Here is a 16,150-nt window from a genome sequence, read left to right as displayed (position 1 = left end):
CGTTTTACTCCACCCGTAACCCGAAAATAAGAACGGCGGTTTCACCCGCTTTTAATTCACCCACATTCACCGACACATCACCGGTACCGCCCCCGGCTGGTGCAACCACATCAGCGCTGCAATCCCCAGAGGGTAACTGGCAACGTGTGGCAGCAGACAGCATGGTTGTGAACGGTTGGGTGCGATCATTAATAGTGACTTCATACATGCTCTGCGCCCCGGTATTGGCCGCCGTCAGACGATAAATCACGCATTGCTCGCCGGGTGCCGCCGTGAATCGGGTGTACACGAAACAGCCATCAGCGGTACAGCTACCCGGGCCATCGGGGACACCATCACAATCCGCATCCAGCGCCTGCTCCTTGGTCACCGCCACATCGGTGTTGCTGGTTGTGGTGGAATCCGTCGCGGTGTCTGTCACCGTCTGCCCGGCACCCTGTGCCGTGACGGTGAGCGTCTTCAGGTTGGAAATGCCATAACCGGCCGTGGCCGGGGCAAAGACCCGGGCAAACACAGACAGGCTCTCGCCAACGGCAAGGACACCATCCGCCCCGACAGTCTGCAGAGGAGTGCCATCGACAATCAGGGTATCCGCCGTATCCCATTGGCCATTACCGTTACTATCCTCGTAGAGGGTAATGGACCAGCCGTTATCACTGGCGCTATCCGGGGTACCGCTGAGCAACACATTGGTCAGCTCCACATTACCGGTGTTGGTGAGCTGATGGCTGTACAGCACACTACTGCCCGGCGCCACTTGTCCGGTCTGGTCCGGCTGGAGGGAAAGTGCCGGTCCCGCCACCACAACCACCTGATCCAGCTTGATGTCGCTGGCATTGCTGGTCGGCGACAACGCACGTAGATACAGCGGTAAGGTATCGCCCCCACTGGCAGATTCAGACACCGTGACCAGGGCACATACCCGCCGCTGGCTACCTGCCGGCACCAGCCCGGTATTGGTAATGGCGACGCCATTGGCACTGCAGTCACCCGAGCCACCGTCACGATAAAAATCCACAGCCCATCCCGCGGGCAATTGCCCCGGATTGAAATTGCTGTTGCTGGCGTGCAAGTCGTAGCTGTCCTGCCGCGGCCCGGTATTATTCACGTACAACACAAAGGTGCCTCGGCTGCCCGGCGCCACAGACAAGCTTCGCACCGGCGAGGCTTCCGGCCCCGGCCCTTCACCCGGAGCACTACCGTTAACCGGCTGATCATTGGTGAGGTCCACACTGTTGGTCGCAATACTGATGAGCGTATCGGTCACCGCATTACGCACCTGGGGATCGGTGACTGAACTGGCAACCTTGGTGACCTGGAAGGGGCCACCCAGTGCATTGGGCGGCAGGATAGCCTGCAGGACAACGCGCACGCCGCACACACCATTACCGGCATCGCGAACAAAGCGGGCCGGACATTGGCCACCTTGATCGACCAACGGAACCGGGCCGGTGTCAGGGACGCCGTTACCATCGGTATCCACCAACGGTGTAGCGCCATCCGCCTTGAGTAACTGGAAGACGGTACCTTGGGGGAAGGGATCGCTTAGCGCCGCCCCGGAACGGTCGTTGGCGGCATCGATGGAGATATCGAAACGGTCTTCACCATCGCCGGCATTCCAGATCACGTTGTTGAACAGCACGGTGCCACCCTGCCCGGCACTGGCAATCTCGACACGGTTACCGGTATCGCTCACGTCATCGCTACCGGTAACGCTATCGTTTTCACTGTTGTTGGCCACCACCGCCGGCGCCAATGCCCGGTCGATAATCAAGTAGCTCACCGCATTGGTACTGAACGGAGACGGCGTACCGAAATCCGTATCGCCGGCTTCGTTGGAGTAGCGGAAACGGCCGGTATTGCGAACCCGATCGCCGGCACTCAAGCCCGCATCCAGGGTAACCTCGAACGTGAGAGTGCCCACACCGCCCGGTGGCAATTGCGCCACGACCGCTCGCACCCGATCCTGACAATCCGGTTCGGCAGCATCCGTATCGTAGGCACAATAGCGGATCAGGTTAGGGGCATTGCCCTGATCACCATCATCGCCATCGTCTGTGAGTAAGGTGTTGCCGGTGAACGTCCAGCGAGCAGAATCCGGCACATAGGTCATGCCTGCTGACACTCCATCCACGGAGACAGTGGGCAACACATCTTCAATGACGATATCCGTGGCCGCCTGGTCCGATGGGTTGCGGTAATCCAGGGTGACGGTGATCGGCCCGTCCGGGGAACGGCCTTCCCGCTGGCTTAATGACTTGACCACCTCAATCACCGGACCATCGATGACATCCGCTTCATCCGTATTGATGGCAAGCAGAGAGTTATCCGCATCACTGCGCGCACGAACCTGCAATGACGGCTGTTGGCCCGCCACCGTTCCAGCCGACAATTCAGCTTCCACCACCAGCGAGAACGTCTCGCCTGAAATCATGTCCGGGGTCAGATTATCCCAGCAGCCATCCGCGTCGGACTGGGAAAACAGGGCACCGCCCGCATCAGCTTGCCCGTCGCCATTGCCGTCGGCGTAAACCGACCAGGCATCAATAGCGCTATCCACATTGGTGATACACAACTGGTACTGATCGCGCCCATTACCGGTGTTGGTCAACACATGGGAGAAGTACACCAGCCCACCGGGTACTGCCGGCTTGCCCTGATCACTGACCAGCTCAATGCCCGGAACGTTTTGCACCAGCGTCTGCACCAGATTGGAAGTAACCCGCTGCGCTTCCGCCTGCTCCGTACAGCCATCATCCAGACAGGCCCGATAACTGGCCGATGCCTGGTTCTTGATCACGGTGCCTGCTGCAGGCGTGGCCGCCTGAACACTGGCCCCCAGCATCAGCAACACCATCAGCCCTGTACGTTGCAGTCTATTCACCCCAACTCCCCTTTACTTCACTGGCGCCGGCGGCACGAATTCATCGCCACCACTGCGGGCAAAGTCAGCTCGCAATACCAGCGGGCGGCCCTGCGCATCCAGGGGCATCAACTCAACACGGCGGTTGATTACCCGCTGCTCATTATTCGCATCTGCGAGAATAGGCAGCTCTTCGCCCAGTGCGACACGCTTGATGCGACCATTGCTGATCCCTCCATCGCGCAGGTACTGCACTACTTCATTCAAACGGCGGGAGGCCAGTTTCTGGTTGTAGCTAGCCGAACCCTTCTCATCGGTAAAGGCCTGCACGCTCACCTGCAGTGTCGGGTACTGTTTCAGCACGGCTAGATTGCTTTCCAGCCGACGCGCTTCAGCGTCTGTCAGCGGGCTCTGATCAAAACCAAAATACACCGCCGGCTCCCAAACCTGGGTACGGCTTTCGCCAGCCACCAACCCTGCACCGCCAGAGGCAATACCGGTGACAGTGACCAAACCGGTGCTCGTTACCCGAGCCTCAACCGGGCACAGCTCATCATACTGTGCATACAGTGATTCCGTGCTGGCGCAACCCGCCATGCTTGCCAGCACCAACAGAGCCAGCAGCGCTTTCATCATGTTCATCGCGCATCTCCCAGATAACTGCGCTGCCCGGCGGCTTTGCTGCCCAGCCAGCTCAGGTCATCTTCATCGAATTTGTATTCCAGTCCAACAAACACGCCTTCCGCGTTATAGCCTTCCGGGTCCAGGTCATCGTCACGGAAACCGGTAAAGTTATAGCCCACACCCATGCGCAGATTACGGCGCACCAGTGCATTAACGGTAAAGCCGTAGCTGTAACGGCGCTCCTTGACCCCTTCCGTGGTAATCGCACCACCATGCAGATCCAGATCAAAACGGCGGGTGATATCCCAGATAATCCGGCCATCCGCCACGTAAGCATCCGATTCCACATCCAGATTGCCCAGCTCGGTTTGTTGCCATTTGGCGCCCAGTCGGCCGGAGAAAATCCAATCGTCATGGGCTTGATAGTTATGGTGAGTGGAGAACAGGTGCACAGTGCGATCACTGCCTGCGCTGCCGCCCCACTCTTCTTTCCATTTGTACATGAACAGCATGTGGTGACGGTTATCCCGGCGCGGGCGGCGTGCCATGCCCAGGGTGACGATGTTGTCGCCTTCCTTGGCTTCGGTATCGAAATACTGCAGTCGCAGGTCATCACGCACCACCGCAGACCAGTCGGTATTGACTCGCCAGATATTGGCCGCACTCAAACCGTAGTACTCGCGATCATCGCCAAAGCGGGTTTCCACCCGACCCAGGGTCCGGCGGTTTTCATTACGTTTGTCTTCTACGCCCACGGACAAAGCGGTGGCGTCCTGATTGGTCTGTCCGTCCAGTGTCTGGATCCACTCCATGGACGGTGACACGGTAAGCCCCGGCTCAATTTCAATATCGGACTTCACGCCATTCGCCGCCGCCACATCACGGCCATCCACGGCACCGCGCAAACGGTACTCGGAGTACACATCCGTATTACGGGTGACTGCGGAACGCACGCCGGTGGTGAATTGCTGCGTTTCCACATCATCGTCCAGCGTATTGATGCCATTCAGGCTATTGATGATTTCGTAACGGCTGTAAAGGCTGGTTTTTTCGGTGAGCTGCATGTCCGCATCGGCGGCGATACGACGGCGGCTGGTATCGTTGAATGCCTGCTCGTATTCCGCACCGATCTGGAAGGGCTTGCCCAGCAGATTAAAGCCCCGGTCGGCGCCGAGAATATAGGTGCCGAAATCTTCACTGCCCTGCGCATCCTTCTGCTCGATACCGCGCACCCCACCACGCAAGGCGGTGGCACCGATACGTTTTTCCCCGATCACGGCCAGGCTGTTCTGCTCTTCCGTTCCGTCCAGCTGCTTGGAACGAATGCCTTCCACTTCCACGGAGAAATCCCGGGCCAGCATCTGCTCGTGCCCCAAACGCATTTCTTCACGGGCGGCGCTGATACCCGCCGACGGATTATCAAACCCGGCCTCCGCGCGCGCCCAGCGCAATTCGGTACGCGAACCATCTACCCACAAGCGCTCACCATTAATACTGTAGGCACGCCCTTCCGGGTCATTGTTTTCATGAGCCATGGAGCCGGAAGACACATTGATGCGGGTGTTCTCGTCCAGCTTGTATTGCGCGGAAACACTGGTCAGGTCGAAACCTTCGGTTTCATGGTCATCCTGGGTGCGGCTCACGCCGAGCTGCAGCTGATCGGTCAGGTCGTAGTTCAGGCGCGCGCCGAGCACATTGTATTCTTCGGCGTCGCCTTCCACGTTATAGCTCACGCGGACGAACACCGGGTTCAGGTTGGCATCCACCGTGGGGACCACATCGTGGAAACGGATATCCCCGGTGAAATAATTCACCGAGTAATCTACGTAGCGGGTCAACGGTGTGGTTTCGATGACCAGGCCCCGGTTGTTGCGGTCACGAACAATGATTTCCACAGTCTCGCTGTCACGGGCCGGGTCGTTGCTCAAGGTAAACAGCAGCGCCGTACCATTACCCGGCAGCTCTTCGGTCACTTGCTCCATCTCCGGGCGGGCAGCGAACACTTGGAAACGGGCACGCCCGTTATCGTAGACGCCGTTCAACCCGGTCAGGGTGCGCTGAGTTCGGCCCAAGTCGTAGAAATCATTCTGCGGGTCGGTGAGGTAGTCCCCCCACATGATGCTGCTGCGGTCCTTTTCCAGTTTTGCGTAAAGCTTGCTGCGGCTACGGGCATCGTAGCCGCGCACGGACGCATCACCGGGGATCGGATAGTAATCTGCGGGGTTCAGATCACGGCGCACTTCGTCTTCGGTGTCCAGATCCTTGTCGGTGTCATAGGCCAGGGTCAGGTGGGCATCGCCACGGACCTGACCTTTCATAAAGACGGCAGCTCGGCCATCCACACCGTCTTCAAATTCGTCGGCCACATCCGTGGGCGCACTACCGTTGTCGCGCAAGCCACCGGTGCGGCTTTGCACCTGTAAAAAACCCGTGGCCAGCAACGGACGCAGAGGGGCGATCTGTTCAATCTGGATGCTGTCACTGAAACGGTCCAGGGTGGCACGCAGGCGCACCGGGCCGGTGTATTCCGTGCTACGCAGATGAGCCAGCGCCACCCCGTCCACCAATTTGATTTGATGACCCGGCGTACCGCTCTGCAAATCTTCTTCCAGCCACTGGCCGCGGTCGGTTTCCAGCGTCACAAAGTGGCTGCCCAGCGCCGGATTACCCTTGGCATCATTGAGGCGAACACGCACACCCAGGGTTGAGCGGCCACCGTCCGCCGGCAGCGTATCGGATTCCGTTTCCAGGGTGATGGACTGAGGCGCCGCCGGACGTACCACGGTTTTTTCTGCCATCACCCGCTCGTTGCCAAACATGTCGCGGGTGCTGACTTTCAGTGTATTTTCCCCTTCATCCAGGGCAACGCCATACCAGGTAACAACCTGCGCGCGCTCACGCTTGTTGACCACCTGCTCACCCAATTGCGCCTTGGCTACCGTCTTGCCATTCACGCTAAGTTCCGGATCCACCCCGGCACGCACCACCACCTGGAAACGACCATCACGACTCACGCCGCCACGCGGCCACAACCAAGCACCTTGCTCCGCCTGTTCGCGGGTAATACTGGTAGCGGCTTCTTTGGTGTTCTGCATGGTGGCTTCCGGGTTAGCCGGCAGCACCGCAGCCATGTCGGTTTTCTCGCCCTGGGACTGGGAAACTTTTTCCCAGGCATCGGTGAGCCCGTCATCCCCGGTCTGGGTATAGACACCGCTGCCCAAATCGCCACTGCCGTCGGCCTGACGCAAAATTGGATTGATGGTTTGCTCACGCAAGGGATCAAAACGTGCCGCTTCGTCCAGCATCCAGTCGCCATTCATGGACGCATTGCGGGCCTTGAGTTGTTCCGCCAGCGCTTTCGCTTCATCGCCGGTGGGGCAAATGGCAGCAAAATCCGCGCGGTGATATTCGCCGGAACGCAAATCCACAAACCGGCTTTCCGGGTCCGCCGCATGACGGTTGTCGATGGGCTTGAGCTTGACGCCGGCCGGCAAGGTCAACGGGTCTACCTTGATGGTATGCAACCCCGGGTTCAGGCCGTAGACACTGTACTGGCCGTTCTCATCGGTAATCACCCAGGTGCCGTCCTGCAGATACAGCTTCACGCCACCAATGGGCCACTCGCCATCGTTCTGCAGGTTATTACAGTCAGCATCCACATAGACTTTACCGAACAGCATGGCCTTGTCTGACAGCACGCCTTCGTTGCGGATCTCCACTTCGGCTTCGTCCTGGTTGGAACGGTAGGTAAACCCGGAGGCCGTGTTGGCCTGGGCCGTGGCCCGGTTGATGCCGTCACTGTCCACCGCGCCCGCCGACAACCGCAAGCCGTAGTGCAGTGTCACCGTTTCACCCGCCTGCAACGGCAGCGCCACCACGGAGCCATTGCTGCGCTCGCGCTCCAGGCGGAAGGTCAGCTGCGGCCCGGGGCGGCCCGCCGGATCGGGCATTTCGATACGCTGCCCGCCCACTTCCAACCAGGCGCTGTCATTGATATAGCGGAAACCATAGGGAAGCTGATCGATAATTCTGCCGGCGTAAAGCACATCAGTGTGGTTGTTGGTCAGGTTAATGCTGTAAGCCAACACATCGCCCACTGCGGCGCTGTCCTTCTCCACATTCTTGTCCAGCACCAGAATGCCGGCCGCGGTATTGGCGCTCGGGTCCAACGGGATGTTCACAAACACATTGGAGGTGCCCAGCAGGAAGGCCCCGCTATTACTGCCCGCCACCCGCGCGGCTTTGCGGCCGACCGGCGCCTGGTAACCTTCCAGACCGTAGGAGCTGTCATTCACATCCGAATAGAAGCTACCTGCCGCGGCCGGCGATACTTCTGAAGGGAAGGTGTAACCCGCTGGCGGCAACACATCCAGGTAATAGCAATGCCCCGGGGTGGCGAAGGGGTACTGGTAATCGCCCAGCACGGAGGTGTTATCCACATTGGTCGTGTTGGTGTTTTCACCGTCCAGGCTTTCCCCGGTAAAAGGGTCTGTCCCGATTTCATAATCGCTTTGCGCCAAATCGGCACAGCTGCCCGCACCACTGGCGGATAATACTTGCCGGGACTGGTACAGGATTACCTGCGCCCCGCCCACCGGGTTACCGTTACTGGAATCAAAGACGGTGCCGGCCGGGTCCACGGCCGCCACATCGGACACCACTTCGTAACGCTCCACGTTGCCAGTGGGGCCATAGATCGGCATCTGGAAACGGGCGGTCAAGGTATCGCGGGCTTCACTACGCAACGCACACGCCTCATCCAGCACCTGGCTTGTGGTGGTGTTGCTATCGAATGCCTGCGCCTGAGCTGTGCTCGCTGTGGAAGGACACTGGCGGCCATAACCGTTTTCATCATTGCTCAGCACAAACGGGCGAATGCTTCGAAACACCCCGGCGTCTGGCGTGGTCTCGCGCATAACAACGCGCAGGGTGTCACCGGTCAGGGCCGATTCCACGGTCACAATAATCAGGCGTTCACCGGAAGGCGTGCGCTCCAGAAAATCCCGCTGGGTTGGAGACAGGTTGAGCTGTGACGCGTTCAACCGCAGGTAAACGCCATCGGTGAGCACTTGGTTGTTTTCAGCCGGCAACAGCGCATACATATCGGCTAACTGGAAATCACTGTCTTCGCCGTGCCGCGGCGCTTGCCCGGAACGGGACACCTGTGGCGTGGGGCGCTCAAACACCAGTGTCGGGCGAACCGAGCCGGCCAAGGTATTGCACACGGTATTACTGGAAAAGTCGTCCGAGCCATCGCCATCGGTATCAACAACCGCCTGGTTGTAAATCCGCGTGTTACTGGTCAACCCGGTGCCAACCTGCACACCAAACGTAAAGCCGCCGGACTCATTGGACTCCATGGCCGACGCAGGAACCAAAACGCCAAAGCGATCCACTGGCGTGGACTGAGACCACAGATCAAAGCGGATCCATTCATCGTCCGCATCGCCGGAACGGTGCACCACCGCGACAGACTGAATGGGCGAGATACCGGTAGCACTGCCCGGGCGTAACTGCACGTTCGCCGGCAAGGCATCTTCCAGCATAACGCCCTGCTCCACCTGACCACTGATCAGGAATCGCCGTTCTGCCGGGGCGCTGCTGCCGGTATTGGTATAGCTGATGCTGTAGTCCAGCGATTGCCCTTCCTGGGCAGGGTCCTCACAGCTCTGGCTACTCGACTTGGTCAGATTCAGGAAGGCACCGGAGGCCACCGTGACACTGTCTTGCCGGGAGTCAGACACATCAACATCCGTTTGTGACTCGGCCAGTACCGACACTCTCAGCACATCATTCTGCCCTTGCCCGGACGTCACCGTGCCAGCCACCACGAGGGAAAGTGACGCGCCGGCAGGCAAGCTTACCGGCGCGGTAATTTCCGGTTCACCGGCATCGACCACACCGTTGCCGTTCACATCTTCATACACACGCACATTCAGCAAGTCACCGTCATCGCCGGCACTGTTCACCGCCGTCAGGCTGTAGTTGTCGTCTACGTTGCCGGTATTGGTCAGAACATGGGGCAGGTTAACGCGCTGGCCGGCGGCCACGGTCAACGCATTGTTGTTACCCAGCAGCACATCACGGTACGGCGCCACAACGAGCTGGGCCACATTGGAACTCTGCGTTACCACCTGTCCGGTAAGCGGGTTCAGGTAGCGGACCTGGGCCTGGTTACGCAGAACGGTACCGGCCGGGGTGGCAGCCGCCATGGCGCCGCTGGCAATCGCCAGCAGCGTCATTACGCTGATTATCCAAACCCCGATCCGATTCAATTCACAGTTTCCTGTCGTTCCCACGCGGTGCTTGAGCACCTTTTTTTGGCCGCCCCAGCGGCCATGTTTTTAGAGCTTTCTCAGACGTTGCGCACAGCGCCTGAGAAAGCTCTCCCCCTTCCCCACGAGGGGAAGAGGAAGAGCCCGGGAGGGGCTTACTTAGAGGACTTTCACGCAGAACTGCGCTGTGGCGCTATCACCGGCAGGCAGCTCACCCACGACCCACTCCACAAGAGGATCGGTGCCGGAATTAGCCACCGAGTTGTTGTCCGAGGCACGCACAGAATCTTTGGCGGCCACGAAGGCGGTGTACGGGGTGGTTTCATCAGAGATGGTCACGTTCTTCGCCGTGGCCGCACCTTCGTTGGTAGCGGTCAGGTTCCAGATCACACACTGGTCCGGCTCGACCGGCGACGTTTGGATATCGGCAAAGCCAGTGTCTGCTGTCCAATCCGGAGTGGCATCGTTACAGCTACAATCCGCATCCACACCGGCCGTCTTGTTCAGACGTACTTGGCCGAGAATGACATCAGTCAAATCGCTGGCGGTGGCAGACGCATCGGCACCCGCATTGCCGTCTGCATTGATGGCGGACAAGGTCAGCGTGTCCTGAGCCCCCTGTGGCGCGTTACCCGGCGCGAAGACCGTCACCTTAACGACAACTTCTTCGCCTGCATTCAGGGTGATTTTTGGCTGCACACCAGCAGTAGCCAGGTCAGCGTCGGCAATGTCTACGCTAACGAAGTTTCCGTCTGGCGCCCGCAAGGAAACCGTGCCGACAGGAAGCTGGCTCAGCTCCACGTACCCGGTCCCTTCTACAAACAGCTGGGTCGTGTTGGTCCATTGCGGCGCGGCGGGGTCCACGTTGGAATTAGTAGCACTCAGCTCAACGGTTTCGGTAGAGTTACCGTCGTTGGACAGCACGTGCGGGTAATCCACATTACCGCCGGGTTGTACCTGGTTGGCACCGTCAGGAGTGATGCTGATATCACGGTTGGCAACAACGTCTACCGCATCCAGTTTGGAGTCGTTGATGTTGACGTCAGAGGCGGAGGTCACGGTGAAGGTCACCGGGTAGTCACCATCGCCATCGTTGGTGTCGACCGTACCAGCGCCGGTGTAATTCGCTTCAGCCTGAGCCACGTTGGACGACACTTTCACTTCCGCGGTGTAGTGGTAAACCGCATCCTTAGGCAGGTTCGGCGTGGCAGTTACCACAGCGCCCGCATTAGCAGTGTTGTCCAAGGTGCCATTGCCATCGATATCGATACCCACTTCCTTGAATACCACCGTCCAGCCTGAAGGTAGCGTAGAGCCAAGGGTGTAAGACTGCGGGTTACCGGATTCATTGGCGACAAACAGACTGAAGCTGGTAGTTGTACCGGCCGCAGCTGAATTAGTGGTGGTTGGTGTGCCGGTGTTGGCATCCGCATTCTCTGGCGTGGCACTATCACTGTCGCCCAGGCCGGAGGCCATGGCGCTGTTGGCAATATCCACTCTTGCGGCGGTAATCGCTGCCAGCTCACCCTGCGTAGCATCGCTTTTTAAGTTGTTCCCGGCAGAGGTTGCAGTGAGCGTATAGACATAGGTGGCAACGCCACTGATGGACGCCGGCAGATCCGCTTTCACGGTAATATTCAGCGCATTCGCTGCACCTGGCTCCAGGGAACCGGTATCCGGGTTGCCATCGCCGTTGGTATCGGTGATTTGCACTGTGCCAGCCGCATTCCAGAAGCTGTAAGTGGTGCCCGCGGGGAAAGTGCTGCCCGCGACGTCAATGGTCAGCTCGAAAACGTCGTCGCCGTTACCGTTGTTGGTAATGGTGTGATTGAAGTCCACCACGGCACCGCTGGCGACGCTGGCGACGTTGAACACATCATCATCGGTGGTATCGGAATCGATTTCGGTATCGTCCGCATCCACGGCATAGGTCTGGCCGATCACGGTGGTGACCGTGTTGGACTTGACTGCGTCTTCAGTAGTGCCGTTGTCATCATCCAGATTGCCCTGAGCGGCAAAAAGGTTCTTGATCTCTGTACCTGCCATCGCGGCCGGATCAAAGCTAACGGTAAACACCACAGACACAGTGGTATTTACGCCCAGGCTGGCATCGGTCAGCTGGATACCTTCAATGTCCGTTCCAGTGGTGGAGCCATCGCCGTCCAAGTCCACGCCCGGCTCATTAATTAAGGCCAGTGTCGTCGGCGTGTACATGGTGGTCTCATCCGCCGGGATACTCTGGCTCGCACCCGTACTGTCTTCGTAGCTATCAGCGGACGCTAACAAGCCATTCACCGAATTGATTTCCACAAAGGTGGCATTGGCTGGCACGGCATCGAAGATATTTACATTCTCCGCCGCACGACCACCGTTGTTTTTTACCGTCAGGGTGTAGGTAATGGTGTTGTTGGTAGTGTTAACAGACGCAGACTTGGTGGTTACCAGCACGGCATCTGTAGTCACCGTCACCTGATCGGTGTTGGTGTCGTTACCGTCATTGGTTCCATCACCATCAGAGTCGTATAGTCCGCTATCAGCACCGCCAGGAGGAGTGCTGATATCTAAAACCAGACCACCATCAGTAGCCTTGCCATCGAAGTTACCGTCACCGCGGGTAGAGCGAACCTGCAAGGTGCCATTGATGGTGGCGCCCGCTGCGGTTCCGGATGGAACCGGCACGGCCAGGATCAGTTCGACCTGGTCACCGGCGTCTACGATTACAGACGTGGCCGCATTTTCACCGGCATCAGGCTGACCGTTGCCGTTGGCATCGATAAACACCTGATAGCTACCCGCCGCCGCGGCACCATTCAGCCCGTCCAGGGTGAAGGTATCGGTGGCATTACCGGTGTTTTTCAGGGTGTGGCTGAAGTAAACGGTTTCACCCGGCGCACCGGATTTACTGCCGTCATTTTCCAACGTACCTGCATAGACTTCAGCAACGGTAACCACCGCCTCATTGGACTGGGCCGAGTAGCTGTTGCCGTTTACATCTTCATAGGTAACGGTTGCCTTGTTCTTGATGTCCGTCCCTGCGTCAGTTAGCGCCCACGCTTGCCCTGCGGCAAACAATAGACAGCCAGACACAAGGGATGCGGCCATTTTCGAAGACAACACACCCTTGTTGAAGGCATGTTTCATGGCTTCATTCCTTTAATGGATTGTGTTTTGAATTACCCTCGGTTTCGAAAGCCTTGCGAGAGCGGCCCCTCGTTATTCACGAGCGGTCCGCCCCTCCCCATGCGGCCGATCGCTGACGATCAAGCCGCTCGCACAAGACTTCCCGGGATCTTGCGACCCCGCGTCGGTTTCTCCCGGAGCTACTGCACCGTTACCCGATAGCGATATTCCTGCACCTGGTCAGGTTGCAGGCTGCCTTTCGGCTGCCAACGCACCTGGGTGTAGTCGCTGGGAGAAACCTCGACGTTCTTGGACTGGCCATTTTCGCCAGTGATTGTTTTGGTGATCGGCTCAGCCTGGAAGCTGTCGCCATTATCAATGCTGACGGTGAAATCGGCGTTCACCTGAGTGGCAGCACTGTTTTCAAGATAAACGGTATTGGCCGGAATCGGGCCGGTAATGATCAGACCGGAAAGTGGCTGGTCGCCGTTATTGGTATAGGTCAGGCGGTATTCGACAATATCCCCGGGGCTGGCCTGCTCGGCTTCCTCCACCACTTCCTTGCCATCTTTGCTGGTAACCAGATAAGACTCCATCTGGCTGGACAACGGTGCATCCGCCCAGACAACAACGGACATCACGAGCATCAAAGCCGAAAAAAGCAGTTTCATCAGTAACATTCCCGGTATCGGCCAGGGGGCCACCCCGGCTTTCACTCAACATGTCGCGCGTGCGACATACCCCTATATGAAAATATTTTTTGTGCCGAAGATCCCACCAAGGGAGCTTTATCTGTAATTATTTGTGACAACGTGCACATTTTGCACAAAAAACAGCAGCTTTGTGTGACAATGTAAAAAGATTGCAAAGAAGAAATGGCACCATCGAGCCAAATTGTTCGCCAAACCGCGTAATCAAAGGCTTACGGCCGTGTAAGCAAAAACTTACACCCAATAAAAAACCCGCCAGCGGCGGGTTTTTTACGACGAACGGCAGGGGCCTGTCAGGGCGTGCCCTTAGCCCCCTTCAGATACCGGAAGAAATCACTGTCCGGCTCCAGAATCAGCACGTCTTCAGGCTGGTCGAAACTCTCCGTATAGGCCCGCAGGCTGCGATAAAAACGGAAGAATTCCTTATCCTGATTGTAGGCTTTCGCATAGATCGCGGCAGCCTCTGCATCACCTTCACCCCGTGAGCTTTGGGCCTTGCGGTAAGACTCAGCCAGGGTTTCCGTGCGCTGACGATCTGCCGAGGCGCGAATTTTCTCCGCTTCCTCACGACCCTGGGAACGGTGCGCCGCCGCATCACGCTGGCGTTCCGCCCGCATCCGGTCAAAGACCCGGCCACGGACCTGCTCCGGCCAGTCCACCTGCTTGACGCGAATATCCACCACTTCGATGCCCAAATCTTCCAAGGTAGACTTGTTCACCTCTTCGCGCACTTGATCCATCAGCGCTTCACGCTGATCGTTCGCCACGCTGGCGGCCGGTGACTCACCGTCTTCCTTACCGGCTTTAGCCTCACGCAGTACCGACTCATCCAACTGATCGGTCGGCACTTCTACAGTTTCGCCTGTAGTCGGGTCGCGAAGAATCGCCGTGTCACCTTCCACTTTTTCCACGTCGCTCTCGCCGGCCACAACCTGGAATACGGTGCGCGAAGCAAACTCGTTACGCAGCCCCTCGTTGATGCGAGGGTCCAACAACTCACGGGCGCGGCGTTCCATCACCTGAGGATCAGAAGAACCGCCGCCCACGCTGACGATATAACGCTGCACATTGCTGATACGCCAAATCACGAACGCATCCACGTTGAGCAGTTTCTTCTCGGCGGTCAGGAATGACTGGGTGCGCACGTCATAAACGAGTGCGCGCCCGTCCACCTTCACCACTTCTTCCACCAGCGGCCACTTAAAGTACAAGCCCGGCTCAATGTCTGTCTTGTCGATCCGGCTGAACTGTTTCAGTACCGCCTTTTCTTTCTGATTCACGATGAAAAAGGAATCCAGCGCCAATAACGCCAGCACACCCAAGGCCAGCAGCGCCATCCATCCACGATTATTCATTAGCGCAGCTCCTGGTTGCGGTTGTTGTACAGGCTGCGGCCGGCATTGCGACCACTGCCACCATCATCCGCGCCGGCACTTGAGGTCGAACCGGAAGGCGCCGCGTTTTGGCTCGATGCCTTGGCCTTGCCATCCTGGTTCTTCATCAACTTGTCCAACGGCAAGTAAATCAGGCTGTCGCCCTTGTTCACGTCCACCAGCACTTTGCTGGTGTTACTGAACACCTGGGTCATGGTTTCCAGGTAGAGCCGTTCGCGGGTCACATCCGGCGCCTTATGATACTCGGCAAGCAGATCGGTAAAGCGATTGGCATCACCCTTGGCTTCGTCAATCACCTGCTGCTTGTAGGCAAAAGCCTCTTCCTCAATACGCTGGGCTTCACCACGCGCCTGGGGAATCACCGAATTACTGTACGCTTCGGCTTCTTTCTTGAAGCGATCTTCGTCTTCCTTAGCCTTGGACACATCATCAAAGGCATCACGAACCGCATCTGGCGCTTCGGTTTTATCCAGCACCACCTGGCGCAGCACCAAGCCGGTATCGTAACGGTTCAGGTAATCATCCAGGCGCTCGCGCACCTGCACACGGATCGCTTCGCGGTTATCCTTAAGCACATCATCCATGGAGGACGAGCCCACCACATGACGCAACGCCGAGCTGGTGGCATGCTGAAGAACCACTTCTGACTGGGCCACTTTTAGCAGGAACGGGCGCGGATCAAGCACCTGGTATTGCACCTGCATGGTCACACTGACGATATTGGTGTCCTTGGTCAGCATTTCTTCGGTGATCTCGTAGCGACGATTTTGCCCCACGTCCACCTTCTCGTACTGCTCAAAGATCGGTGCCCGCCAGTTCAGGCCCGGCTCCACGATGCGATCGAATTTACCGAAACGCAGCACCACAGCACGTTCACGCTGATCCACCTGGAAAAAACCCACCAGCCCGTAACCAATGGCCACAATCGCCAGCGCGATAATCAATACCGGCCAGGGCGAACCGCCGCCACTGTTGCTTCCGCCACCGCCGGACTTGCCGCCTTTGCTGCCGAAAACATTATTAATCTTGTCTTTCAGGTTTTTCAGGGCTTCATCCAGGTCCGGCGGCCCCTGGTCGCCACCACCACCCCAAGGGTCCTTCGGCTTGTTGCCGCCGGGTTCATTCCACGCCATGTAGATCTCCAGTCCGCCAGAGCCAATGAGC

The 16,150-nt window shown here is 58.1% G+C and carries 7 protein-coding genes; all 7 read right to left on the bottom strand.

Annotation, left to right across the window (positions count from 1 at the left end; translation table 11 throughout):
* Positions 1–4: 4 nt before the first annotated feature.
* Positions 5–2,884, bottom strand: coding sequence for a COG1470 family protein (locus ABNH18_RS12475; protein ID WP_349383125.1), 2,880 nt, complete (start codon positions 2,882–2,884; stop codon positions 5–7).
* Between the two features lie 12 nt (positions 2,885–2,896).
* Positions 2,897–3,505 (bottom strand): OmpA family protein, encoded by a 609-nt coding sequence (locus ABNH18_RS12470; protein ID WP_349383124.1) that lies wholly within the window; start codon positions 3,503–3,505, stop codon positions 2,897–2,899.
* Positions 3,502–9,729, bottom strand: a complete 6,228-nt coding sequence (locus ABNH18_RS12465; protein ID WP_349383123.1) for a hypothetical protein — start codon at positions 9,727–9,729, stop codon at positions 3,502–3,504. Before ABNH18_RS12465 ends, ABNH18_RS12470 begins: the two co-directional genes overlap by 4 nt.
* A 192-nt stretch (positions 9,730–9,921) precedes the next feature.
* Positions 9,922–12,903, bottom strand: coding sequence for a beta strand repeat-containing protein (locus tag ABNH18_RS12460; protein ID WP_349383122.1), 2,982 nt, complete (start codon positions 12,901–12,903; stop codon positions 9,922–9,924).
* A 179-nt stretch (positions 12,904–13,082) separates the two neighbouring features.
* Positions 13,083–13,553: a hypothetical protein gene (locus ABNH18_RS12455; RefSeq protein WP_349383121.1), complete on the bottom strand. Its 471-nt coding sequence runs from the start codon at positions 13,551–13,553 to the stop codon at positions 13,083–13,085.
* Between the two features lie 332 nt (positions 13,554–13,885).
* A complete protein-coding gene (hflC, locus tag ABNH18_RS12450) occupies positions 13,886–14,947 on the bottom strand; it encodes a protease modulator HflC (RefSeq protein WP_349383120.1) in 1,062 nt (353 codons plus the stop codon).
* A complete protein-coding gene (gene hflK / locus ABNH18_RS12445; protein ID WP_349383119.1) occupies positions 14,947–16,119 on the bottom strand; it encodes an FtsH protease activity modulator HflK in 1,173 nt (390 codons plus the stop codon). The genes hflC and hflK overlap by 1 nt, the downstream gene beginning before the upstream one ends.
* Between the last annotated feature and the right edge of the window lie 31 nt (positions 16,120–16,150).

The sequence above is a fragment of the Alcanivorax sp. genome (genome assembly GCF_040118815.1).
GTDB lineage: Bacteria > Pseudomonadota > Gammaproteobacteria > Pseudomonadales > Alcanivoracaceae > Alcanivorax.
The sequence above is the reverse complement of the archived record's forward strand: the minus strand, read 5'-3'. Positions and strand labels throughout refer to the sequence as shown.